Source organism: Massilia luteola (assembly GCF_034420155.1).
Lineage (GTDB): Bacteria > Pseudomonadota > Gammaproteobacteria > Burkholderiales > Burkholderiaceae_D > Telluria > Telluria luteola.
Window position 1 is genome coordinate 41,738 of the sequence record NZ_JAXOFN010000039.1, and the last position, 22,787, is coordinate 64,524.

The window sequence follows — 22,787 nt, forward strand, 5'->3', positions numbered from 1 at the left end:
GCGGATCATAGCAGAGCCCCGGGCGGAAATGCTATCCTGCTCGGCGCTCCCGCCATCCGGGACCGTTCACCATTCGAGGAACCCAAGAGTGCAATCCATGAACCGCATCGCGGCAGCGATCCTGCTCGCTTTCTCCGGCGCCGCCCTGGCGCAGGCGCCCGCCGTCCCCGCCGCATCCCCCGTTTCCGCTTCCGCCGCCGCCGCGTTCGACGCCGCCGCCGTCCTGAACGCCCACCTGGCCGACGACGTCGAACGCACGATGAAACTGTTCGACGTGCCCGGCATCGCGATCGCCGTCGTCAAGGACGGCAAGGTCGTGGCCACGCAAGGCTTCGGCGTGCGCAAGCTGGGCGCCCCCGGCAAGGTCGACGGCAAGACACTGTTCGAGATCGCGTCGAACTCCAAGGCGTTCACGGCGGCCGCGCTGGCGATGCTCGTCGACGAAGGCAAGCTGGCGTGGGACGATCCGGTCACGAAGCACCTGCCGGACTTCCAGATGTACGACGCGTACGTCACGCACGAGATGACGGTGCGCGACCTGCTCACGCACCGCAGCGGCCTGGGTCTCGGCGCGGGCGACCTGCTGTGGTGGCCGACGACGAATTTCTCGACCGACGAGATCATCCACAAGCTGCGCTACATCCGCCCGGCCACGAGCTTCCGCAGCAGCTATGCGTACGACAACCTGCTGTACATCGTGGCCGGCAAGATCGTCGCAAGCAAGTCGGGCAAGACGTGGGGCGAGACGATCCACGAACGCATCCTCGCCCCGGTGGGCATGGCGTCGACGACGACGAGCCTCCTCGAAAACGCGGGCAATCCGGACGTGGCGAATGCGCACAGCAAGATCAACGACAGGATAGCGGCCGTGAAGGCGATGCCGGTGCCGAACGCCGTGGGCGCCGTCGGCATCAACACGAATGCCGAGGACATCGCGCGCTGGATGAACGTGTTGCTGGCCGGCGGCCGCGTCGGGACGGGCGCCGACGGCAAGGAAGTGCGCCTGTTCAGCGCGAAGCAGGCGCGCGAGATGTGGACGGCGCAGACGCCGATGCGCATCAGCGAGCCCGATCCCCGGCTGGCCGGCACCCGCCCGAACTTCCTGGCCTACGGTCTCGGCTTCCAGCTGCGTGACTGGCAGGGGCGGCTCCTCGCCATGCACAGCGGCGCGCTGCAGGGCTTTTATTCGAAGGTGCTGCTGGTGCCGGAAGCGAAGGTCGGCATCGCGATCCTGACCAATGCCGAAAGCGGCGGCGCGCTGAACGCGCTGCAGTACCAGCTGCTCGACCGCATGCTGAACCCGGCCGCCGGCACCGACTGGATCGGCGCCGTCAAGGCCGTCGAGGACGAGAAGCACGCGAAGGAACTGGCGCGCCTCGCCACGGCCGGCGCGGCGCGCGCGGCGAAATCGCAACCGTCGCTGGCGCGCACGGCGTACGACGGCGACTACCAGGACCCGTGGTACGGCATCGCGACGATCAGGCACGTCGGCGGCAAGCAGGTGTTGACGCTGTCGCGCACGCCCGACCTCACGGGCGAGCTGGAACACTACCAGCACGATACGTTCATCGTGCGCTGGAAGGAGCGCAACTTCAACGCGGACGCCTACGTGACGTTCGCGCTGAACCCGGACGGCAGCATCGAGCGCATGAAGATGCAGCCGGTGTCCACCGAGACGGACTTCAGCTACGACTTCCAGGATCTGAACTTCACGCCCGTGAAGAAAAAATCCCCTTGATCCGTCGGTTCCGCGCAGGCGGGAACCTGATTTCGCGTGCGTGGCCGCGCAAAAACTTGGGGCCCTGCCTTCGCAGGGGCGACGGTATGAAAGCCGCGGGTCAGATGTAAAGCCGCACGTCAGATCGCCGGCACCGGCGAGAACCCGGAAATCGCGCGGTACTTGCCGTTGCCGTAGCGGAGCACCTGGCGCTGGTCGATCGCGGCCGGCGGCCCGGCGAACGCCTCGGCGCGGCTGATCGCGCCCTGGTAGTGGACGGTCAGGTCTCCCGGCTGGTCGTGCGTGGCGTCGATCGACCAGCTGCCCTCGATCGCGTAGCAGTCGTGCGGCTCCGGGCCGCCGCCATCGCCGTGCGCGGCCGGATCCTGGGCGTGCGGCTTGATGAGCGGCGCCAGGCGGCGCTGGCAATCCGCCGCGCTGTCGGTGTTGATGCCGGACAGCGCCAGTTCCACGGCGGGTTCGCGCCGGATCATGTCGCGGCCCACTTCATACACGGCGAGCCAGGTGCCGCAATAGCCCTGCCAGCAGCTGCCGTATTCGACGGCCACGGCCGGGTGCCGCGCGGCCAGCGCGACTTCGCGCATCGCGGCGGCGCCGGAAAAACCGCGCAGCGCGAAGATGCCCTGGCGTCCGCTCACGCCCCAGGTGCCGCGGCGCTGCTCGAACTGGTAGGCCGCCAGCGCCATCGGCGTCGCATGGACGGCGGCGGAGCGGTCGTCGTCGCCGGCCGGCACGAGGCCCGCGACGAGCGTCACGTGCGTGGCGTCGGTGCGCAGCACCAGCTTCGGTTCGACGAGCACCCGGTTCGTGCCCGTGTTCCAGCCGGCGTAGATGCCATGCGCCATGCCGGGAAGGGGCGGCAGCGTGGCGCTGTGCACGCGCCCGGCCGCGCTGTCGCTCCAGCCGGGGAAGGCCAGCGCCGCCAGCTGGGCCGGCGTGGGCAGGGGCGCCGCGCCCGCGCCGAAACACAGGGCCGGCACGCAGGCCACCATCACGACCGCGCCGACCGCGCGGCGCCAGGAAGTCGCGCGCCCCATCAGATCTTCTTGCCGTTCCAGACGGCCATCATGTCGGGCGAGCCCTGCGAACGGATGCCGTTGTCCTGCAGGATGCCCTCGGTCGCCTCGACCATCGCCTTGCGCGGCACGACCATCGTCTCGCCGACGCGCTGGTCGAAGCGCAGCACGACCAGGTCGTCCTTGAGGTCGCGCAGCAGGGCAACCAGGTGGCGCAGGCTGCGCACGGGCACGCCGTTGACCGAGTCGACGACGGAGCCGAACCGGTTGCTGTAGCCGGCGACGACCTTGTGCGGGAAGAACGGCGAGCTGACGACGACGAGTTCCTCGTGTTGCGCGTCCGGCTCGTCGCCGCGGCGCGTGACGAGCGGGCTGGCGTTGAAGCCGTACGCGTTCTGCAGCTGGACGTTGGCGTTGAGGAAGGAGAGGTATTCGGCCGTGGCGCGCGAGAACACGATCGGGCCGTACACGAAGTACGACGGGTAGCTGCCTTGCAGCGGCGGGATCAGGAGGGGCCGCGGGCCGCCGACGGGCACTTGCACCTGCATCGTCTTGCCGTCGCGGATGATGGTCAGCGGCGCCTTGCCGTCCTTCGCGACCTGCTGCACGCGATACTGGAAGCGCACGCGCAGGTTCGGGCCCAGCTTGACCATGCCCTGGTCGTCGATTGGATAGTCGCCGATGCGCGTGATGACGTCCCATTCCTTCAGCGGATACGCGGCATCGCCGCGGTAGGGGCGGTGCACGACGATGCCGTCGACCGACCTGTCGAGCTTGAGGTACTGGCGCAGGACCGGATTTTCCAGGGTCTGGACGTCGTCCAGCAGCAGCGGCTTGCCGTCGTAGCGGCCGTCGGCCACGTCGCGCAGGAACAGTTCCACTTCCTCGTTCGGGATCACGTAGCCGATGTTCTGGGCATTCGTCGCCACCGAGAACGCGAGGCCGATCATCTTGTCGCCGTCGATCACGGGGCCGCCGCTGTTGCCGGGGTTGATCGGCGCGTCGATCTGCACGCGCAGGCCCGCGCTGCCGTACCCGTAGTGGACGAATTCGACGCGCGAGACGATGCCCTTGGTGACGGACAGCGACGTGCCGCCGAGCGGGTAGCCGTACGCCATCACGGCCTCGCGCACGTCCGGCAGCACGCTCGAGCGCTTGACCGGATGATGCTTGTCGAAGAACGATTCGTCGTCCAGCTTCAGCAGGGCCAGGTCCATGCCGCGCGCGATCGCGACGACGGTGGCGCCGACCTTGTCGCCGTCCTGGCTCGCTTGCACCTGCACCTGGCTCGCGTAGCCGACCACGTGGGCGTTGGTCAGGATGCGCTTGCCCTCGATGACGACGCCGGATCCCGTGATGTCCTGCGGCGTGGCCTTGGTCCAGGGCTTGAACGGGTCCGGACGGCGCAGCGTGCTGAAGATCTTGACCACCGAGTTCTCGACGGTGGGAGACACGGACGGCGCGGCGGTCGGCGGGGCGGTGGCCTGGCTGATTTCCTGGGCGTGGAGCGTGCAGCTGGCCAGCGCGATCGCGGCGGCCGCGGCGAGGCGGACGATCTTCATGGATTCCCTGTTCCGGTATGCGAAATGTGACATGCAAGCGTTGCCGTCGCAATATACACGGTGAGTAACTGTAAAAATGCACGAAATGTCACGCGTAATCATTCCGTAATGTTGTACATGCATATATGTCGTGTCCGGTCACGGGGCGCGGACACTGGCCGGACGGCCGCGGACACCGCGAACCGCCGCAACGCAGCCAAATCCGCGGCCCCGTCGCGCCGCTTCCGCGCGAGCGACGTGGCGGGCGGCGCCGTCGTAACGCAAATAAACCGGGCCTGCGCCGGGGCGACGTTTTGGTTGCGACGGATCGGTAAATCCGCCACGTCGGCATGATTGTCCGGAACGTGCGATGATCGTTCATTGTCCGAGCGAACCGCCGCCGCCATGTCCGAACTTCCTGCCGCCGCCGCGCCCCGCCTCCCCGATGGCCGTTTTCGCAACGTCGTGCCGCGCCGCCGGCAGGGCATCGGCGAGATCCTGTCCCTGATCTGGAAGCTCGCCACGGCGAAGCCGAAGACGACGGTGCCTGGCCAGGCGCTGCCCGTACGTACGTTGACGACGGCCGACATCGAGTCCGCGCCCGACGCGAGCCTGTGGCGCCTGGGCCATTCGACCATGCTGTTCAAGCTGGATGGCCGCTACTGGCTCACGGACCCCGTGTTTTCCGAGCGCGCGGCGCCGGTGCAGTGGGCGGGGCCGAAGCGCTTCCACGCGCCGCCCATCGGCATCGAGGCGCTGCCGCGGCTCGCCGGCGTGATCCTGTCGCACGACCATTACGACCACCTGGACCACGCCAGCATCATGCGCCTGATACCCAGGACCGATCTGTTCGTCGCGCCGCTCGGCGTGGGCGACCGCATCGTCGGCTGGGGCGCCGACCGGGCCAAGGTGCGCCAGCTCGACTGGTGGCAGACGACGGAAGTCGACGGCATGCGCCTGACGGCCGCGCCGTCGCGGCATTTCTCGGGCCGGGGCCTGCGCGACGGCGACCGCACGTTGTGGGTGTCGTGGGTGATCGAGGCGGGCGGCCTGCGCCTGTTCTTCAGTGGCGACACCGGCTATCACGACGATTTCAGGACCATCGGCGAGCGTTTCGGCCCGTTCGACGTGACGTTCCTCGAGAACGGCGCGTACAACACGATGTGGCCGGAGGTGCACATGCATCCGGAACAGACGCTGCAGGCCCACCTCGACCTGCGCGGGCGCTGGATGGTGCCGGTCCATAACGGCACCTTCGACCTCGCGCTGCATCCGTGGTACGAACCGTTCGAGCGTATCCGCGGCCTCGCGCGCGCGGCCGGCGTGCAGGTGGCGACGCCGCTGATGGGCGAACGCCTGTCGCTGCTGCAGCCGCAGGAGGGCGGCGCGTGGTGGCAGGAGGCGATGCAGGCGCCGGCGGAACCGGTCAGTCCTGGTGATCGCGCATCCACTCCTTCAACCCGTTGACCCAGTTCTTGGCCGGCAGGTTGTAGCGCCGCTTGATGTCGCCCGCGCGCTCGTACAGCACGGAGAAATCGATCTGCGGCGCGTCCTTGAAGGCGACGACGACGATGTTGGCGTCGTGGACCTCGGGCAGCCAGACGACGGCGTCGAACGCGTCCTCCATCGCCTCCAGGTTCTTGTCGTAGCTGGAAAAGTCGCCGAACACGTTGGCGGTCATGATGCCCCCGGTCTTGAGGCAGGCGGCGCAGGCCGCGTAGAACTCGGGCGTGTCGAGCACTGGGCCGCGCGCTTCCTCGTCGTACAGGTCGACCTGCAGCACGTCGACCGTGCCGTGGTTGGCCGGGTCCAGCACGAAGTCGAGGGCGTCCATCTCGCGCACGTCCAGGCGGTCGCCGTCGGGCGGCAGGCCGAAATGCTCGCGGCAGATGGCGATCACGTTCGGATTCAACTCGACGGCCGTCACGCGCGCCTGCGCAAAGCGCTGGTGGCAGAACTTCGTCAGCGCGGCGCTGCCGAGGCCCAGCTGCACGATGCGGCGCGGTTCCGGCAGGAACAGCATCCACATCATCATCATCTGCACGTATTCGAGCTCGATCGCATCCGGCCGCGCCAGGCGCATCGCGCCCTGCACCCACGAGGTGCCGAGGTGCAGCGAGCGCACGCCCTCGAACTCGGTGATGGTGGCCGGCGGGTGGCCGGGCCGGGAAAAGCGGGGATCCCTGGCGTTCGACATTACGGCAGCGACCAGGCGTATTGGACGGGTTGCCACGCCGCGACCGTGTGGCCGTTCTTCAGCGCGGGCTTGAAGCGGCACAGCCGGAGCGCGGCTTCGGCGGCCTGGTCGAGGATGGCGTAACCGCTCGACTTGAGCAGGCGCGATTCGCGCACGGTGCCGTCGCTGCCGACGAGGAAGGCCATCATCGACACGCCGCTCATGCGCGCCTGCAGCGCTGCGGGCGGGTAGACGGGGGGCGCGCAGTCCTGGCCCGGCAGCTGCTGTTGCGGCGGCTGCGGCTGCGCGGCGGCCGTGCGCGTGGCCGGAGACTGAACGCAGCCGGCCAGCGCCAGCGCGGTCATGCAAAACAAGGGAAGTCGCATCATCCTTCGAATGCTCCAAAGTCGACGAAACCGGAAGTATCGCACGATCGTGCGCTTCGACGGGAAATTGCCCAAAACCGGGCTCTGACCCCGAAGGGTCGACTTCAGGCGGGGAGGATCAGGGTGACGGCCAGGCCGCCGCCGTCGCGGTTGCCGAGGGTGATGCGGCCGCCGTGGGCCTCGGCGATTTCGCGCGCCAGCGCCAGGCCCAGGCCCGTGCCGCTGCGCTTCGTGGAGTAGAACGGGACCAGGGCGTTCGTCAGCACGGCGTCGTTCATGCCCGTGCCGCGATCGAGCACGTCGATGCGCACGACCTCCTGCACCCGGCGCACATGCAGTTCGACGTCGTCCGGGCGCGAGCCGGATTCGTGGGCATTCTTGAGGAGGTTGAGCAGGGCCTGCTCCATCTGCGCGCGGTCGATGCGGGCCGGCGCTTCGGGCAGGTCTCCCTTGGTCCGGAACTCCACCTGCTCCGCCAGCCCGGCGACGACGTCGGCCCAGGGAATGGTGTCGAGGCGGGGCGCCGGCAGCTTGGCGAAACGGGCGTAGCCGAGAATGAAACTCTCCAGGTGGCGCGTGCGCTCGCCGATGGTCTGCAGGATCTGCGGCAGGCGCTCGGTCTGGCCGCGCCGCACCAGCTCCGTGCCGGAGTGGGCGAGCGACGCGAGCGGGGCCAGCGAATTGTTCAATTCGTGGCTGATGACGCGGATGACTTTTTTCCAGGTCTGCACTTCCTGGCGCCGCAGTTCGGCCGTCAACTGGCGCAGCAGCAGCAGTTCGTGGCGCCGCCCGTTCAGGCTGAAGTTGCGGCGCGCCAGGTGGTACACCTCTTCCTCTTCGCCGGCGCCGGCCGTGAACAGGCCGTCGCCGCCGCGCGCCAGCGCTTCGACGAGCGCCGGCGTCTGCGCCAGCACGTCGTGCAGCGCGTGGCCCTCCAGCTTGTGGCCCGCGAACAGCAGCTGGCGCGCGGCCACGTTGGCGTAGACGATCACGCGCGCGTTGCGCTCGGGCGCGCCGGGCGGTTCCGTCACGAGCAGCATGGCGACGGGCGTGTTCTGCACCATCGTGTCGAGCAGCAGTTCGCGCTGCACGAGGCCGAGGCGCTGCTCGCGCAGGACTTCGCCGAGCGCGTTGTGGGCGGCGATGAGGTCCGACAGTTCGTCGTTCTGCGGCCAGTGCAGGCTGAACGAAAAATCGCCGTCGCGGTAGCTGGCCACGGTCCCTTCGAGGGCGCGGAACAGCGACAGGATCGGTTGAATCTGCGAGCGCAGGGTGATGATCGAAATGGGCACGACGCACAGCAGGCAGATGCCCAGCACGGCCAGCGGCCGGCCCGGCAGCAGGTGGTCGAGCGCCAGCGCGATCAGGATCCCGACCGCCAGCAAGGTGGCGACGAGGGCCGACCAGCGCGTGACGAGGGACAGCCGGAATTTCATGCAGCGCGTGCGATACCCAGCCGCTCCATGCGCCGGTACAGCGCCTGGCGCGACAGCCCGAGTTCGGCGGCCGCCTGCGCGATCACGCCGCCGGCGCGCGCCAGCGCCTGGATGATGGCGTCGCGGTCCGGCTCCGCATCGGGCATGCCGCCCGCCGGCAGCGGCAGGCCGAGGTCGGCCGCCTTGATCACGTCGCCCTGGGCCAGCAGGTTCGCGCGCGCCATCACGTTCTTCAGCTCGCGCACATTGCCCGGCCAGGCGTGGGCCAGCAGCGCCGCTTCCGCGCCCGGGTGCAAGGTCTTGCCGCGTGCGCGAAAGCCGTGCGCCAGCGGCAGGATGTCGCCGGGGCGCGCGGCCAGCGCCGGCAGCTTCAGTTCGATGACGTTCAGGCGGTAATACAGGTCTTCGCGGAAGGTGCCGGCGCGGATCATCGCGCCCAGGTCGGCGTTCGTCGCGCTGATCACGCGCACCTGCACCTGGCGCTCGCGGTTGGAACCGAGGCGCTCGAAGCGGCCGGTCTCCAGCACGCGCAGGAGTTTCATCTGCCCGGCCAGGGGCAGGTTGCCGATTTCGTCGAGGAACAGCGTGCCGCCGTCGGCCGCCTCGAACTTGCCCTCGCGCGCCTTCGACGCGCCCGTGTACGCGCCCGCGTCGGCGCCGAACAGTTCCGCTTCGATCAGTTCGGAGGGCAGGGCGCCGCAGTTCAGCACGACGAACGGGCCGTCGCGGACCATCGAATTCGCCTGGATGATTTCGGCGATGCGTTCCTTGCCGGTGCCGTTCGGCCCCGTGATCAGGATCGGCACGTCGGCGCGCGCCACCTGGCAGGCGAGGCTCAGCACGCGTTCGGTGGCCGGGTCGGCCCACACCAGGCCGCGCAGGTCGAAGTTCTGTTCCAGTTCGCGCCGCGCGCGGCGTTCGCGCTGCAGGCGCTGGCCCAGGGCGCGGTTGGCCTGCCCCAGTTCGATCAGGTTGGTCACGGTCGCCAGCAGGCGGTCGTCGTTCCACGGCTTCGACAGATAGTCGGCGGCGCCCGCCTTGATCAGGTCGACGGCCGCGTCCAGGTGCGTCCACGCCGTCAGCAGGATCACGGGCAGGTCCGGATGCCGCGCGCGGATCTCCCGGAACAGCGCCACGCCTTCCTCGCCCGACGTGGTGTCGGCCGTGAAGTTCATGTCCTGGATGACCAGGTCGACCGGCTCGCGCGCGAGAATGGCCAGGCCCTCCTCGGGCGAGGCGGCACGCAGCGCGGCGATGTCGTGCAGCGAGAACAGGACGTCGAGCGCGATGCCGACGGCGGCGTTGTCATCGATGATCAATACGGTAGGCATGCCCGCTAGCATATCACTGCCGGGTCAGACGCTGCGGGTGGCCGTCGCCGGCGAAATGCCGGCCGCGCGCCACGCCGGGCCGTAGGCCGCCAGCACGCCCAGCAGCCAGAAGCCGAGGGCGCCGGACACGAGGTAGCCGGCCGGCAGGCGCGCCATCTCCAGCTTGCTGACGAGGAGCTGGTTCAACGCGAGTCCCAGCGCCACGCCGCCGAACACGCCGGCGCTCGTGATCATGAAATTCTCCATGATGAAGTAGCGCAGGATGTCGGTCTTCTTCGCGCCCAGCGCGCGGCGCACGCCGATCTGCTTGCGGCGCTGCGTGACCCACAGGCTGGCCATGCCGACGATGCCGCTCGCGGTGATCAACAGCAGCAGCACGCCCACCGTGATCAGCATCCACTGCAGCGCGACGTCGGCGCGGTAGCGGTCCTTGCGGTCTTCGTCGGACGTCTTCATCCTCGTGATCATCGGCGTGGCCGACGACTTGCGCAGGGCGTCGTCGACTTCCTTCATCACGCGGTCGCGCTGGCCCGGCTCGGTGCGGATCGCAAACAGCTCGACCGGTCCGCCGCCGTACAGGCGCGCCGGGCTGATGACGGAATACATGCCCGATTCGCCGACTTCGGCCTGGGTGCTCATCAGCGTCTCGACGACGCCCACCACCTGCGCCGGCTGGGCATCGGTGCCGGTGCCGAAGAACATCGTCTTGCCGACCGCCGACTGGCCCGGCCACATCTTCTCGGCCAGCGCCCTGGTGACGATGACCTGCGGCGGCGCCTGGGTGCTCGTGTCCTGGTTGACGTCGACGAGTTCCGCGGGCAGGAAGTCGCGGCCTTCGACCAGCTTCAGGCCATAAGTCTTGACGAGCGAGTCGCCCGAAAAATAGGTCGACGCGATGGCGCTGGCGTGGGTCTGGCGGCGGTCGACGGCCACGCTCGTGTTGCTGCCGCTGCGTCCCATGGGCATCTGGGTCGTGTGGGCGGCCGAGGCCACGCCGGGCACGGCGCGCAGCAGCGCGGTCTGGCGCTTGATGGCGGCCAGCTGCTGCTCGGGCGTGTCGTTCGACAGGGTGCGCACCGTGATGTAGAACGTCGAATGTTCGTCGACCAGGCCGGACGGGCGTGCGGCGACGGCCCGGCGTTCGTTGACGATGTGGGCGGCGTTGGACAGGATCGCCAGGCTCAGGGCGACCTGCAGCGCGACGAGGATCGGGCCGGTCTTGTTGCGCAACAGCGCGGACAGGATGGGACGGATTTCCATGGCGGTTTTCCTTACTGCGATTTGAGCTGGATGGCCGGCGTGACCTGGCAGGCGCGCCAGGTCGGCAGCAGGCCGGCGAGGATGGCGGCGCCGACCGACATCAGGAATGTCAGGATCAGCATCTGCCAATCCATGTGCGCCACGGCGGCCGTCTGCTTGCCCTGCATGGCGATGAGGCCCAGCGCGCCGAAGGCCAGCACGAGCCCGAGCAGGCCGCCGACGAGGCCCACGACGCTCGTCTCGATGAGGAACTGGCGGAAGATCTCGCCGCGCGAGGCGCCCAGCGCGCGCCGCACGCCGATCTCGGAGGCGCGCACGGAGAACTTCGCCAGCAGCAGGCCGACCGTGTTCACGAGGCACAGCACGAGGAAGCCGAATGCGAGCCAGGTCTGCAGCTTGCTGTCCTTGCCGACGACCTTCGTGTACTCCAGCCATTCCGGCACGTTGAACAGGCGGTTCGGCGCGTTGCGCTTCAGGCGCCCCAGCTTGCGCTGCTCGGCCGCGTAGTTGTCGAGCCACGTCTGCAGGTCGGCGCGGTCGCTTGCCGCCGCCGTCTCGAACCACGCCGTGATCCACGTGCATTCGGACGTCAGGCGGGCGGCGAAGCCGGCGCCCGAATTGCTCGAGCAGCTCATATTGCCGTTGTGCGTGACCTCGTGGCGGATGGCGGTGGCGAGCGGGATGAAGAATTCCTCGCCCTCGCCGTAGCGCACGCCGCCGGCCAGGCGGTAGAAGCGCGGCAGCGCCATCCACTTGTCGGTCACGCCCACCACGGTGAACGGCGCGCCCAGCAAGGTGAGGCGCTTGCCCACCGGATCGGCGCTGCCGTACAGTTTTTCGGCGATGTCGCGGCCGAGCACGACGACGTCGGCGCCGCGCGCATCGTCCTGTTCCGTCCAGGCCTGGCCGTTGATGAACGGGACGTCGAGCATGGCGAAGAAGTCGCGCGTGGGCGCGAGGCCCGTCATGTTGAACGGCGAGATGTCGGTGCGCGGCGGCTGCACCGGCGCCTGCAGGCCATACAGCGCCGTGCGGCGCACGCCCTGGCCGCTTTTCAGCATGTTCTGCGCGTCCTGGTACGTGATCTGGATGTCTTGCGGCTCGTCGCCCGGCGCGTAGTCCTCGGGATTGCCCGGGTCGAGCAGCGGCACGAACAGGCGGCTGCTCTTTTGCGGGATCGGGTCGCTCGACATCATGTGCAGGATCGTCAGCGTGGACACGCTGGCCGCGACGCCGACGGCCAACGTGAGGATCATCAGCGCGGTGAGGGCAGGGTTGCGGCGCAGGCTGCGCACGCCAAGCCTGAAGTAATAGCCGAACATGGTGCGCTCCTTATGCGGTGGTGGCGGTGGCCTGGCTGTCGACGAGCGTCGGGCCGCGGCGCACGAGGTCCGACACCTGGCCGTCGATGATGTGCACGTTGCGCGTGGTGCGCACGGCCAGTTCCGGGTCGTGCGTGACCATCAGGATCGTCGTGCCGGCCGCGTTGATTTCTTCCAGCAGTTCCATCACGCCGCGCGCCATCTGTGTATCGAGGTTGCCGGTCGGTTCGTCCGCCAGCAGCAGCTTGGGCGAACCGGCCAGCGCGCGCGCGATGGCCACGCGCTGCTGCTGGCCGCCGGACAGCTCGGCCGGATAATGCTTCATGCGCGAGGCCAGGCCGACCTTGGCCAGCGCGTCCTCGATGCGCCTCTTGCGCTCGCTCGTGTTGAAGCCGCGGTAGCGCAGCGGGACGTCGACGTTGTCGAACAGGTTCAGGTCGGGGATCAGGTTAAAGCCCTGGAAGATGAAGCCCAGCTTTTCGTTGCGCAGGCGCGAGCGGGCGTTGTCGTCCAGGCCCTTCACGTTGACGCCGTCGAGGATGTATTCGCCCGCCGTGAATTCCTCGAGCAGGCCGGCGATGTTGAGGAAGCTCGTCTTGCCCGAGCCGGACGGGCCGGTGACGGTGACGAATTCGCCTTCCTTGACTTCGATCTCGAAGCCGCGCAGCGCGTGCGTCTCGATCATGTGGGTGCGATATACCTTGGAGAGATTGGTCATGCGCAGCATGGCGGGTCCTTTGGATTCGTTATTGATTGATCGAGATGCGTTGTGCGTTGTTGAACGCGTCGGTGCCGGCGACGACGACCTTGTCGCCCTGTTTCAGGCCGGAGAGGATTTCGACGGCCGAGAGGCTCGTGGCGCCCATGCGGATCGGCGTGCGCGTGGCGATCCCGTCGCGCACGACGTAGGCATAGCGTCCGCCCTCGCTTTCGACGAACGGGCCGCGCGCCACCATCAGCACGTTCGGCTTTTCCTCGATGAGCAGGCGCGCCGTCACGCGCTGGCTCTGGCGCAGGCCCTTGGGCTGCGCGCCGTCGAAGCGCACGCGCGCCAGCACCATGCTCTTGACGACCTCCGGCGACAGCGCCGACAGCTTGCCCGTCGCGGTGCCGGAGGGCAGGGTGACCTCGGCGTTCATGCCCAGTCCCAGGTCGGCCGCATACGTCTCCGGCACCTCGACCTCGACTTCGAGCTTGGACAGATCGACGAGCGTCATCAGTGGCGCGTTGGCGGCGACGACCATGCGGTCCTGCACGTTCAAGGTGCCGATGAAGCCGTCGACGGGCGCGCGCACCGTCAGTTCGTCGACGCGGCGCTGCGCTTCTTCCATCGACAGGCGCGCCCGTTCCAGTTCATTGACCTTCGTCTTGAGCGCGAGCGCGACGTCCTCGCCTTCCAGCACGGACGCCTCGGCCGCGTGCCTGGCGCGGATCTGGGCCGACTGCAGCGCGTCCTTCGCCTTCTGGTAATCGATCTTGGCGATGACGCCCAGCTGGCCGACGCTGTCGTAGCGTTCCAGCGTGCGCTGGGCGGACAGGCGGTCGATCTCGGCGGTGTCCGCGTCCTTCTGCGCCAGCAGCTTCTGCTTGCGCGACAGGATATGCTGGCGCGCCACCTCGGCCTTCAGGCCCTCGTAGGCGGACGTCTCGCGTTTCAGCACGTCCGCCAGGTCGGGCGATTCCAGCACGGCCAGCACCTGCCCTTTCTTGACCGTGTCGCCGGCGGCGACCTTCAGGTTGACGGTGGACGGCGCCTTGGCGTACAGCGTCGGGCTGACGGCGGCGACGACGCGGCCGTTGACGGACGCGTCGCGCACGAGCGTGCCGCGCGTGACCTCGGCGATGCGCAGGCGCGCTGCGCTGACGGACGCCTCGCTGCCGCGCCAGGTGGACACGAGGCCGGCGCACAGGGCGGCCACGATGACGGCGCTGCCGACCCAGAGCGCGCGGCGCTTCAGCTTGTAACCTGGCGGCGGAGCGATGGTGGCGTCTTGTTGTGATGTATCGCGGATCATGATGTGGACACGGGTTGTGGACAGTGCCTGTGTTTGCACGATCCATGCCAGACGTTAACCCTTTGATTTCATTGGATGGCCGCCGGATATGGTTGCGTCCGCGGTTGTCCGCGCGCGGCTTGGCCGGACAGTGCGGACGCTCTTGATATTCTGGGAAGCGGCCATAGTTCCTTATTTACAATAATCCGGCGCCGCCGTGGAAAGTCGTGTATGCCCCCTTTCTTGTTTCGTTTGTTCGACAAATTGCGTTCCCTGGCATCGCGCGGCGTCCGGCTCATGACGCCGTCCGAATCCGACCCGGGCGACCAGCCGTTCACGCCGGACGAGGTGGCGGCCTTGCACGCGGCCGTGCCGCCCGATGCCGCGGATGCCATCGACGACGCGACCTGGCGCGACCTGCTGCTGCCGCATTATGCGGAGACGCTGGCGCCCGGCACGAGCATCTTCGGGCGCCAGGTGCTGGACCGCGATTTGCGCGGCGGCGCGGATGACGAGGCAGTGGCGGCGCGGCGTGCCCGCATCGAGGCGCTGCTGGACGATCCCGCGCAGCTGGACGCCCTGCGGCGCGCACTGGCCTGCCTGCGCCAAGCGGACGTCGACGTGGCCACGCTGCTGTTCGCGGACGCGCAGCCGGTCCGGCCGGACTGGGTCGGCAGGCTGTTCTGGCTGCCCGTATTGCTGGCGGCATCGATCGCGGCCGCGCTCCTCGTGTCGCCCTTGGGCTGGCTCGGCGTCGGCGTCGCGATGTATTTTCTGGTGATGGTGCACATGCGCTACCAGGACCGCATCGGCCGCTGGACACGCACGCTGCGCGCGCTGCAGATGCTGCTGCGCGCCTGCTCGCTGCTGGACGGCAGCGGCAGCGCGCAGGCCGCCCCGTTCACGGGCCGCGGCGCGCCGGCCGGGCGCCTGAGCCGATCGCTCGACCGCTCGCTGCAGGCCGCATCCGGCGTGCCCGGCATCGCCGTCGCGCGCGACTACGCGGACTGGTTCGCGGCGGCCGACGTGCGCCATTACTACCGCACGCTCGATCTCGTGTTCGGCCAGCGCGATTTTCTGCGCGAATGCTACCGGCTGTGCGCCGGGCTGGAAGCCGACGTGGCGCTGGCCCGCCATCTGCGCGATCGCCAGGGCTGGTGCTGGGCCACGCGCACGCGCACGGGCCCGCGCACGCTGGCGATCGAGGGCGGGGCGCATCCGCTGCTCGACGAGGCACGGGGCTTGTCGGTGGCGCTGGACGGCAAGGGCGCGTTCCTGTCGGGCCAGAACGGCGTCGGCAAGAGCACGTTCCTGCGCATGCTCGGCTTGAACCTCGTGGTCGCGCGCGCGTTCGGCTTTTGTTATGCGCGCAGCGCCAGCCTGCCGGCGCTGCCGGTGGTCGCCAGCATGCAGAACGAGGATTCGCTGCTCGGCGGCCAGAGTTTATATGTCGCCGAGCTGGCGCGCGCGCGGTCGCTGCTCGCACGCGCACGCGGGGAGCAACCCGTCGTCTGCCTCGTCGACGAAATCTTCCGCGGTACGAACCACGAGGAATCCGTATCGGCCGCGACGGCCGTCGTCGACGAACTGGCCCGGCACGCGCTGGTGGTCGTCTCGTCGCACAACCTCGTGCTGGGCGCCCTGCTGGCGCATGCGCTGGCGCCGTGGCGCATCGTGCGCGGCGCCGACGGGTTGGCGATGGAACCAGGCGTCCTGGGACGCACGAACGGTGTGGCGCTGCTGGCCGACCATGGTTTCGACGCCGCCGTCCAGCGCAAGGCCGAACAGGTGGCCGGCTGGCTGGCGCGGCAGCGCCGCAGCGACGCGGAGGCCAACCTGCTGGCGCCGTAGTCTGGGAGCATGGCCGGGGTCAGAGCCCGATTTTGGGAAATTGCTCAAAAAACGGCGCGGACCCCCGGGGAGGCGGCCGGCCGCGGCTTGCCCTTCGCGATCACTTCGTGGCAATCGCCCTTGATGGTGGCGTTGTCGTAGTCGGTCCAGCCGTAGCTGTCGACGTAGCGCTTGTGCTGCTTGAACGCGGCGTTCACGAAGCTCCAGTCCAGATGTTCGTCCGGGTAGCGCACGTCGCCCAGGTCGAGCAGCGTGTGGAACATGTTTTCCGTCGCCAGCTTCGCCTTGCGGTGGCGGCGCAGTTGCGTGACCTTGTCCGGGAAGCGTTCCGCGTACGCGTCGGAATACCAGGCGAACGCGGGGACGTGGAATTCGTATTGCGTGTTGTGGCCGTGGAAGGCGAGGCGGCAGCTGCCGTCGTACAGGGTCTGGCCGTGGTCGGCCACGTACACCATGGCGGCCGGCTGGTTGGCGTCCTTCAGCGTGTCGATGACATGGTCGAGGAACCAGTCCGTGTACAGGATCGAGCTGTCGTAGCTGTTGTTCAGCTGCTGCTTGATCCGGATGTCCGTGTACGCCGGCTTGTCGACCCCGAACAGCGACGGCAGCCATTTGTCGAACTGCTTCGGATAGCGGTGGCTGTAGTTCCAGTGGCTGCCCAGGGTGTGCAGCACGATCAGTTTTTTCGGCGCCGGGTCGGCCACGGCGTGTTTCAGCGGACCGAACAGCACCTCGTCGTAATTCGAATTGTCCGTGAAGCCGCCCAGGTTCAGGAACTCGATGACGTCCGCTTCCTTGGCGAACACGGAGACGGGCGTGTCGAACTTGCCGAACGAGATCTGGTTCGACAGCCAGAACGTTTTATAGCCCGCTTCCTTGAAGGCGGTCAGGAAGGATTTTTCCGAGAACCCGTCCTTGAGGCTTTGCGTGGCCGGCTTGCGCGAGATGATGACGGGTACCGACAGCCGCGTGGCGGACACCGACGTGATCACGTCGCGCAGCGGGACGAGGTTGGCTTCCTGCGACAGCAGCGGATTCGTGTCGCGGTCATAGCCGTTGATGCTCCAGCGGTCGTAGCGCGACGATTCGCCGATCACCATCACGACGATCTGCGGCGTGTCGTTCGGCTCGGCCAGGTGGGCGTGGAAGTGGAAATTGGCGCTTTTCCGGTTGAGGTCCGCCAGATAGACGCGCTCCTTGTAAAAATCGACGCCGCGCGCGGCCAGTCCGAACGGCCAGGAATGGGCGAACGTGTCCAGGTCGAACGGCAGTTGCATCCAGTGCGCCAGCGGCGGCAGCGCGGCGGGACGGGGGATGCTGGATGGATGCGGCGGGGCGGTCTCTTCGCTGGCGGCCTCGACGCTGTCGGACGGCACGGACTGCGCCTTGACCAGCCGCACGCTGGCTGCGGCCGGGGCCGCCGTGCCCACCTGCGGCGGGGCGACGCCGTATTTGAGGCCGTAGCCGAACACGGCGGCCACGAGCGCCAGCACCGCCAGGACGACGGGCCGCGAGACGTCGGCCCAGTCGAGGTCGCGCGTGCGCCAGGCCGCGATCCAGCTCGTGACGAACCACGTGAGCACGCCGATGAACACGCCGATCAGCACCCAGACCTTGTTGCCGAGGAATTCCATCGCCTCGGCCGGGCTCGTCTCCGCGATGATGCCGAGGTGGTGTGTGGAAATGCCCTGGCCATAGAACGCATATAAATAAAGCTCGATGGGCAGGCCGAGGAAGGCGGGCAGCAGCAGCCAGTGGAAATAAGCGGGGCGCTTGAACACGGACCACACACCGAGCCAGGCCAGCAGTTCGAGGCCGGCCAGCTGGCCCGGATGCGCGAGCGGCGTGCCGTACAGCGGCGCCACGTAGGGCACGCAGGAGAGCAGCAGATAAGTGAGCGCGACGTACAGGTTGCGCGGGCGTAGCAGAAATGACATCGAAGCGTGCGTGGGCGGCAGGGCAGGGGCGAAGTCCGCTATTATCCGTTTTTTGCCATAGGTAACGCTATTCCCTCTGCACAATGGATGAAATCCGGCGTACACTGGTTGTGTCGTTATCACGACAAATCACCTCGGGTTTACCCAGACGTCCGCCGCTGTCGCGGTGCCCAGTCAGCAAGTTTGTTGACCCGGCCCGGCTTCAGGTCTATACTTGCGAGTTCTCGAATTATTCTGCACATGGTTTACGCATAACAGCCGCTCCCGCTGGTGAGTGGCTGTCGTCGCCTGTGCAGACTGTGTCGGGACTCGGTTTCAGTCCCCGGGAAGCAAGAGCTCCCGGGTCATCAACGTAGCAGTAATTTTGTTGGATTTAGAACGATGCCAACCATCAATCAACTGATTCGCAAGCCGCGTGAAGCTGCGGTTGTGAAGAGCAAGTCGCCGGCACTGGAAAACTGCCCGCAAAAGCGCGGTGTCTGCACCCGTGTCTACACGACGACCCCGAAGAAGCCGAACTCGGCACTGCGTAAGGTCGCCAAAGTTCGCCTGACCAACGGTTTCGAAGTCATTTCGTACATCGGCGGTGAAGGCCACAACCTGCAGGAACACTCGGTCGTGCTGCTGCGCGGCGGTCGTGTGAAAGACTTGCCGGGTGTGCGTTACCACATGGTCCGCGGTGCACTGGATACCCAGGGCGTGAAAGACCGTAAGCAGGCCCGTTCGAAGTACGGTGCCAAGCGTGCCAAGGCTGCCAAGAAGTAATCTTCTTGCAATCCGGGTAAATTAATATTGAGTTAGTTGAGGCGGCCGGAAGGCCGAGTAAGTGAAGGGTCATGATGGCCTTTCGCGAGTGCGCAAGCACTCAACTGAAGACAGGAAGGAATTGAAATGCCACGTCGTCGTGAAGTACCCAAGCGCGAAATTCTGCCGGATCCGAAATTCGGCAACATCGATCTCGCCAAGTTCGTCAACGTTCTGATGTTGTCCGGCAAGAAGTCGGTCGCAGAAAACATCATCTACGGTGCATTCGACTACATCCAGACCAAATCGGGCAAGGACCCGCTGGAAGTGTTCGCAACCGCCATCAACAACTGCAAGCCGATGGTCGAGGTGAAATCCCGCCGCGTCGGTGGCGCCAACTACCAGGTGCCGGTTGAAGTGCGTCCGGTCCGCCGTATGGCCCTGTCTATGCGTTGGTTGCGCGAAGCCGCAAACAAGCGTAGCGAGAAATCCATGCAGCAGCGCCTGGGTGGCGAGCTGATGGAAGCAGCAGAAGGCCGCGGCGGCGCGATGAAGCGTCGTGACGAGGTGCACCGTATGGCTGAAGCGAACAAGGCGTTCTCGCACTTCCGCTTCTAAGCGAATGGCCAACTTCCCTGGGAGGCAGAACGCCTTCGGGGTCGTGCGGCCATGCAGTATCAGTTGTTCAGGCCGAGCTCATTTTGATCACCAGAATGCTGCTCGGTTTTGTCCATTCAAAAGTTAGGAAAATTTATGGCACGCACTACCCCTATTGAGCGCTACCGTAACATCGGTATCTCCGCTCACATCGACGCCGGTAAGACCACGACCACCGAGCGCATCCTGTTCTACACCGGTGTGAACCACAAGATCGGTGAAGTGCACGACGGTGCAGCTACCATGGACTGGATGGAGCAGGAGCAAGAGCGCGGCATCACCATTACCTCGGCAGCGACGACCTGCTTCTGGAAGGGTATGGCGAACAATTTCGAGCCGCACCGCTTCAACATCATCGACACCCCGGGCCACGTCGACTTCACCATCGAGGTGGAGCGTTCGATGCGCGTCCTGGACGGCGCCTGCATGGTCTACTGTGCAGTCGGCGGCGTGCAGCCGCAGTCGGAAACCGTGTGGCGCCAGGCTAACAAGTACAAGGTCCCGCGTCTTGCGTTCGTCAACAAGATGGACCGTACCGGTGCGAACTTCTTCAAGGTGTACGAGCAGATGCGCGCGCGCCTGAAGGCCAACCCGATCCCGCTGCAGATCCCGATCGGCGCCGAAGACAACTTCCTCGGCGTGGTCGACCTGGTCAAGATGCAGGCGATCTACTGGGACGACGCGTCGCAGGGCATGAAGTTCGACTACCGCGAAATCCCGGCCGAGCTGCTGGAAACGGCCAAGGAATGGCGCGAGAAGCTGGTCGAGACCGCTGCTGAAGCGAACGAAGACCTGATGAACAAGTACCTCGAAGAAGGCGAACTGACGGAAGCCGAGATCAAGGCCGCACTGCGCCAGCGCACCATCGCTTCGGAAATCGTTCCGATGATGTGCGGCACCGCCTTCAAGAACAAGGGCGTGCAGGCCATGCTGGACGCGGTCATCGAGTACCTGCCGTCGCCGGTCGACATTCCGCCGGTCGGCGGTACCGACGAGGACGACCAGCCGGTCACCCGTCAGGCATCGGACGATGAGAAATTCGCCGCGCTGGCATTCAAGATCATGACCGACCCGTTCGTCGGCCAGCTGATCTTCTTCCGCGTGTACTCGGGCGTCATCAAGTCGGGCGACACCGTGTTCAACCCGATCAAGAGCAAGAAGGAACGCGTCGGCCGTATCCTGCAGATGCACGCGAACCAGCGCGAAGAGATCAAGGAAGTCCGCGCCGGCGACATCGCCGCTGCTGTCGGCCTGAAAGAAGCGACCACCGGCGAAACGCTGTGCGACCCGGCGGCACCGATCATCCTCGAAAAGATGGTGTTCCCGGAGCCGGTGATCCAGCAGGCCGTCGAGCCGAAGACCAAGGCCGACCAGGAAAAGATGGGCCTGGCCCTGAACCGTCTGGCTCAGGAAGACCCGTCGTTCCGCGTGCGTACCGACGAAGAATCGGGCCAGACCATCATCGGTGGTATGGGCGAGCTGCACCTGGAGATCATCGTCGACCGCATGAAGCGTGAATTCGGCGTGGAAGCGACCGTCGGCAAGCCGCAGGTGGCGTACCGCGAAACGATCCGCAAGTCGGTCAGCGACGTCGAAGGCAAGTTCGTCAAGCAGTCGGGTGGTCGCGGCCAGTACGGCCACGCCGTGCTGTCGATCGAGCCGCAGGAACCGGGCAAGGGCTTCGAGTTCATCGACGCCATCAAGGGCGGCGTGATTCCGCGCGAATTCATCCCGGCAGTCGAGAAGGGTGTGCGCGAGACGCTGTCGAGCGGCGTGATGGCCGGCTACCCGGTGGTCGACGTCAAAGTGACGCTGACCTTCGGTTCGTACCACGACGTGGACTCGAACGAAAACGCGTTCCGCATGGCCGGTTCGATGGCATTCAAGGAAGGCTGCCGTCGCGCCAACCCGGTCATCCTCGAGCCGATGATGGCCGTGGAAGTCGAGACGCCGGAAGACTACGCCGGTACCGTGATGGGCGACCTGTCGTCCCGCCGCGGTATGGTGCAGGGCATGGACGAGATCCCGGGCGGTGGCGGCAAGATCATCAAGGCCGAAGTCCCGCTGTCGGAAATGTTCGGTTACTCGACCGTGCTGCGTTCGGCAACCCAGGGTCGTGCGACCTACACGATGGAATTCAAGCACTATGCTGAAGCACCGAAGCATGTGATGGACGCCATCGTGACGGCAAAATCCAAGTAATTAGTCAGTCATAATCAGTTGAGGACAGAGCAGAAAGCGATGAGCCCTGCTCTGTCCCGCAAATAAAATAAATTGCTCTTTTAAAGGAAGATCGAAATGGCAAAAGGTAAATTCGAACGGACCAAGCCGCACGTGAACGTCGGCACCATTGGTCACGTTGACCACGGCAAAACCACCCTGACGGCTGCAATCGCAACCGTCCTGTCGAAGAAATTCGGCGGCGAAGCCAAGGCGTACGACCAGATCGACGCGGCGCCGGAAGAAAAAGCGCGCGGCATCACGATCAACACCGCGCACGTCGAGTACGAAACGGCCAACCGCCACTACGCTCACGTCGACTGCCCGGGCCACGCCGACTACATCAAGAACATGATCACCGGTGCTGCCCAGATGGACGGCGCGATCCTGGTGTGCTCGGCCGCTGACGGTCCGATGCCGCAGACGCGCGAACACATCCTGCTGGCTCGCCAGGTGGGTGTGCCGTACATCATCGTGTTCCTGAACAAGTGCGACCTGGTCGACGACGCGGAACTGCTGGAACTGGTCGAAATGGAAGTGCGCGAGCTCCTGTCGAAGTACGAGTTCCCGGGCGACGACCTGCCGATCATCAAGGGTTCGGCTCGTATGGCGCTGGAAGGCCAGCCGGGCGAGATGGGCGAAGAGTGCATCGCCCGCCTGGCTGAAGCCCTGGACACCTACATCCCGACCCCGGAACGTGCCGTCGACGGCGCCTTCCTGATGCCGGTTGAAGACGTGTTCTCGATCTCGGGTCGCGGTACCGTGGTGACCGGTCGTGTCGAGCGCGGCATCATCAAGGTCGGCGAAGAGATCGAAATCGTCGGCATCACCGACACTGTCAAGACCACCTGCACCGGCGTGGAAATGTTCCGCAAGCTGCTGGACCAGGGTCAAGCCGGCGACAACGTCGGTCTGCTGCTGCGCGGCACCAAGCGTGAAGATGTCCAGCGTGGTCAGGTCCTGGCCAAGCCGGGTTCGATCAAGCCGCACAACCACTTCACCGGCGAGATCTACGTGCTGTCGAAGGATGAGGGCGGCCGTCACACCCCGTTCTTCAACAACTACCGTCCGCAGTTCTACTTCCGTACGACTGACGTGACCGGTTCGATCGAGCTGCCGGCCGACAAGGAAATGGTCATGCCTGGCGACAACGTGTCGATCACCGTCAAGCTGATCGC

At 66.6% G+C, this 22,787-nt stretch carries 18 protein-coding genes; 7 read left to right on the top strand and 11 right to left on the bottom strand.

Going from position 1 to position 22,787, the window contains the following annotated elements; genetic code table 11:
- Positions 1 to 97: 97 nt before the first annotated feature.
- On the top strand, positions 98 to 1,738 hold the full coding sequence (locus tag U9J41_RS25875) for a serine hydrolase (RefSeq protein ID WP_322405045.1): 1,641 nt from the start codon (positions 98 to 100) through the stop codon (positions 1,736 to 1,738).
- A gap of 119 nt (positions 1,739 to 1,857) precedes the next feature.
- On the opposite strand, the gene U9J41_RS25880 is transcribed toward U9J41_RS25875, so the two are convergent.
- Both U9J41_RS25880 and U9J41_RS25885 read right to left on the bottom strand, forming a co-directional pair.
- The gene (locus tag U9J41_RS25880; RefSeq protein ID WP_322405046.1) at positions 1,858 to 2,775 is read right to left on the bottom strand and encodes a hypothetical protein; all 918 of its coding nucleotides are present in this window, start codon (positions 2,773 to 2,775) and stop codon (positions 1,858 to 1,860) included.
- A complete protein-coding gene (locus U9J41_RS25885) occupies positions 2,775 to 4,316 on the bottom strand; it encodes a S1C family serine protease (RefSeq protein ID WP_322405047.1) in 1,542 nt (513 codons plus the stop codon). Before U9J41_RS25885 ends, U9J41_RS25880 begins: the two co-directional genes overlap by 1 nt.
- Positions 4,317 to 4,700: 384 nt before the next feature.
- Between U9J41_RS25885 and U9J41_RS25890 the strand changes: the two genes are divergently transcribed.
- Entirely contained in the window at positions 4,701 to 5,762 is a 1,062-nt protein-coding gene (locus U9J41_RS25890) for an MBL fold metallo-hydrolase (RefSeq protein WP_322405048.1), read from the top strand.
- Here U9J41_RS25890 and U9J41_RS25895 read toward each other — a convergent pair.
- From U9J41_RS25895 to U9J41_RS25930, 8 genes are all read right to left on the bottom strand, one after another.
- Complete coding sequence (locus U9J41_RS25895; protein ID WP_322405049.1) at positions 5,722 to 6,492, bottom strand: spermine/spermidine synthase domain-containing protein; 771 nt, start codon at positions 6,490 to 6,492, stop codon at positions 5,722 to 5,724. The genes U9J41_RS25890 and U9J41_RS25895 overlap by 41 nt on opposite strands.
- On the bottom strand, positions 6,492 to 6,860 hold the full coding sequence (locus U9J41_RS25900) for an energy transducer TonB (protein WP_322405050.1): 369 nt from the start codon (positions 6,858 to 6,860) through the stop codon (positions 6,492 to 6,494). Before U9J41_RS25900 ends, U9J41_RS25895 begins: the two co-directional genes overlap by 1 nt.
- Before the next feature lie 101 nt (positions 6,861 to 6,961).
- The gene (locus U9J41_RS25905; protein ID WP_322405051.1) at positions 6,962 to 8,293 is read right to left on the bottom strand and encodes a sensor histidine kinase; all 1,332 of its coding nucleotides are present in this window, start codon (positions 8,291 to 8,293) and stop codon (positions 6,962 to 6,964) included.
- Positions 8,290 to 9,624: a sigma-54-dependent transcriptional regulator gene (locus tag U9J41_RS25910; protein ID WP_322405052.1), complete on the bottom strand. Its 1,335-nt coding sequence runs from the start codon at positions 9,622 to 9,624 to the stop codon at positions 8,290 to 8,292. The genes U9J41_RS25905 and U9J41_RS25910 overlap by 4 nt, the downstream gene beginning before the upstream one ends.
- A gap of 24 nt (positions 9,625 to 9,648) precedes the next feature.
- Complete coding sequence (locus U9J41_RS25915) at positions 9,649 to 10,884, bottom strand: ABC transporter permease (RefSeq protein ID WP_322405053.1); 1,236 nt, start codon at positions 10,882 to 10,884, stop codon at positions 9,649 to 9,651.
- A gap of 11 nt (positions 10,885 to 10,895) precedes the next feature.
- Complete coding sequence (locus U9J41_RS25920; RefSeq protein WP_322405054.1) at positions 10,896 to 12,206, bottom strand: ABC transporter permease; 1,311 nt, start codon at positions 12,204 to 12,206, stop codon at positions 10,896 to 10,898.
- A gap of 10 nt (positions 12,207 to 12,216) precedes the next feature.
- Positions 12,217 to 12,933 carry an ABC transporter ATP-binding protein gene (locus tag U9J41_RS25925; RefSeq protein ID WP_322405055.1) on the bottom strand — a complete coding sequence of 239 codons (717 nt, stop codon included), beginning with the start codon at positions 12,931 to 12,933 and terminating at the stop codon, positions 12,217 to 12,219.
- A gap of 19 nt (positions 12,934 to 12,952) precedes the next feature.
- Positions 12,953 to 14,221, bottom strand: a complete 1,269-nt coding sequence (locus U9J41_RS25930) for an efflux RND transporter periplasmic adaptor subunit (protein WP_322405056.1) — start codon at positions 14,219 to 14,221, stop codon at positions 12,953 to 12,955.
- Positions 14,222 to 14,497: 276 nt separating this feature from the next.
- Between U9J41_RS25930 and U9J41_RS25935 the strand changes: the two genes are divergently transcribed.
- Entirely contained in the window at positions 14,498 to 16,051 is a 1,554-nt protein-coding gene (locus U9J41_RS25935) for a MutS-related protein (protein ID WP_322405057.1), read from the top strand.
- Between the two features lie 44 nt (positions 16,052 to 16,095).
- Here the strand turns inward: U9J41_RS25935 and U9J41_RS25940 are convergent, their stop codons facing one another.
- Entirely contained in the window at positions 16,096 to 17,988 is a 1,893-nt protein-coding gene (locus U9J41_RS25940) for a phosphoethanolamine transferase (RefSeq protein ID WP_322405058.1), read from the bottom strand.
- Between the two features lie 381 nt (positions 17,989 to 18,369).
- Between U9J41_RS25940 and rpsL the strand changes: the two genes are divergently transcribed.
- The 4 genes from rpsL to tuf all read left to right on the top strand — a co-directional run.
- Positions 18,370 to 18,753, top strand: coding sequence for a 30S ribosomal protein S12 (gene rpsL, locus U9J41_RS25945; protein ID WP_005663517.1), 384 nt, complete (start codon positions 18,370 to 18,372; stop codon positions 18,751 to 18,753).
- Positions 18,754 to 18,879: 126 nt separating this feature from the next.
- The gene (rpsG, locus tag U9J41_RS25950; RefSeq protein WP_056439862.1) at positions 18,880 to 19,350 is read left to right on the top strand and encodes a 30S ribosomal protein S7; all 471 of its coding nucleotides are present in this window, start codon (positions 18,880 to 18,882) and stop codon (positions 19,348 to 19,350) included.
- Positions 19,351 to 19,485: 135 nt separating this feature from the next.
- The gene (gene fusA, locus U9J41_RS25955; RefSeq protein ID WP_322405059.1) at positions 19,486 to 21,591 is read left to right on the top strand and encodes an elongation factor G; all 2,106 of its coding nucleotides are present in this window, start codon (positions 19,486 to 19,488) and stop codon (positions 21,589 to 21,591) included.
- 96 nt (positions 21,592 to 21,687) lie between these two features.
- On the top strand, positions 21,688 to 22,787 hold a 1,100-nt coding region (tuf, locus tag U9J41_RS25960; RefSeq protein WP_322402223.1), incomplete at its 3' end, for an elongation factor Tu.

Excerpts from the sequence above, each read along its gene's own strand:
- U9J41_RS25875 (WP_322405045.1), top strand. The coding sequence starts at position 98 with ATGAACCGCATCGCGGCAGCGATCCTGCTCGCTTTCTCCGGCGCCGCC.
- U9J41_RS25880 (WP_322405046.1), bottom strand. The coding sequence starts at position 2,775 with ATGGGGCGCGCGACTTCCTGGCGCCGCGCGGTCGGCGCGGTCGTGATG.
- U9J41_RS25885 (WP_322405047.1), bottom strand. The coding sequence starts at position 4,316 with ATGAAGATCGTCCGCCTCGCCGCGGCCGCCGCGATCGCGCTGGCCAGC.
- U9J41_RS25890 (WP_322405048.1), top strand. The coding sequence starts at position 4,701 with ATGTCCGAACTTCCTGCCGCCGCCGCGCCCCGCCTCCCCGATGGCCGT.
- U9J41_RS25895 (WP_322405049.1), bottom strand. The coding sequence starts at position 6,492 with ATGTCGAACGCCAGGGATCCCCGCTTTTCCCGGCCCGGCCACCCGCCG.
- U9J41_RS25900 (WP_322405050.1), bottom strand. The coding sequence starts at position 6,860 with ATGATGCGACTTCCCTTGTTTTGCATGACCGCGCTGGCGCTGGCCGGC.
- U9J41_RS25905 (WP_322405051.1), bottom strand. The coding sequence starts at position 8,293 with ATGAAATTCCGGCTGTCCCTCGTCACGCGCTGGTCGGCCCTCGTCGCC.
- U9J41_RS25910 (WP_322405052.1), bottom strand. The coding sequence starts at position 9,624 with ATGCCTACCGTATTGATCATCGATGACAACGCCGCCGTCGGCATCGCG.
- U9J41_RS25915 (WP_322405053.1), bottom strand. The coding sequence starts at position 10,884 with ATGGAAATCCGTCCCATCCTGTCCGCGCTGTTGCGCAACAAGACCGGC.
- U9J41_RS25920 (WP_322405054.1), bottom strand. The coding sequence starts at position 12,206 with ATGTTCGGCTATTACTTCAGGCTTGGCGTGCGCAGCCTGCGCCGCAAC.
- U9J41_RS25925 (WP_322405055.1), bottom strand. The coding sequence starts at position 12,933 with ATGCTGCGCATGACCAATCTCTCCAAGGTATATCGCACCCACATGATC.
- U9J41_RS25930 (WP_322405056.1), bottom strand. The coding sequence starts at position 14,221 with ATGATCCGCGATACATCACAACAAGACGCCACCATCGCTCCGCCGCCA.
- U9J41_RS25935 (WP_322405057.1), top strand. The coding sequence starts at position 14,498 with ATGACGCCGTCCGAATCCGACCCGGGCGACCAGCCGTTCACGCCGGAC.
- U9J41_RS25940 (WP_322405058.1), bottom strand. The coding sequence starts at position 17,988 with ATGTCATTTCTGCTACGCCCGCGCAACCTGTACGTCGCGCTCACTTAT.
- rpsL (WP_005663517.1), top strand. The coding sequence starts at position 18,370 with ATGCCAACCATCAATCAACTGATTCGCAAGCCGCGTGAAGCTGCGGTT.
- rpsG (WP_056439862.1), top strand. The coding sequence starts at position 18,880 with ATGCCACGTCGTCGTGAAGTACCCAAGCGCGAAATTCTGCCGGATCCG.
- fusA (WP_322405059.1), top strand. The coding sequence starts at position 19,486 with ATGGCACGCACTACCCCTATTGAGCGCTACCGTAACATCGGTATCTCC.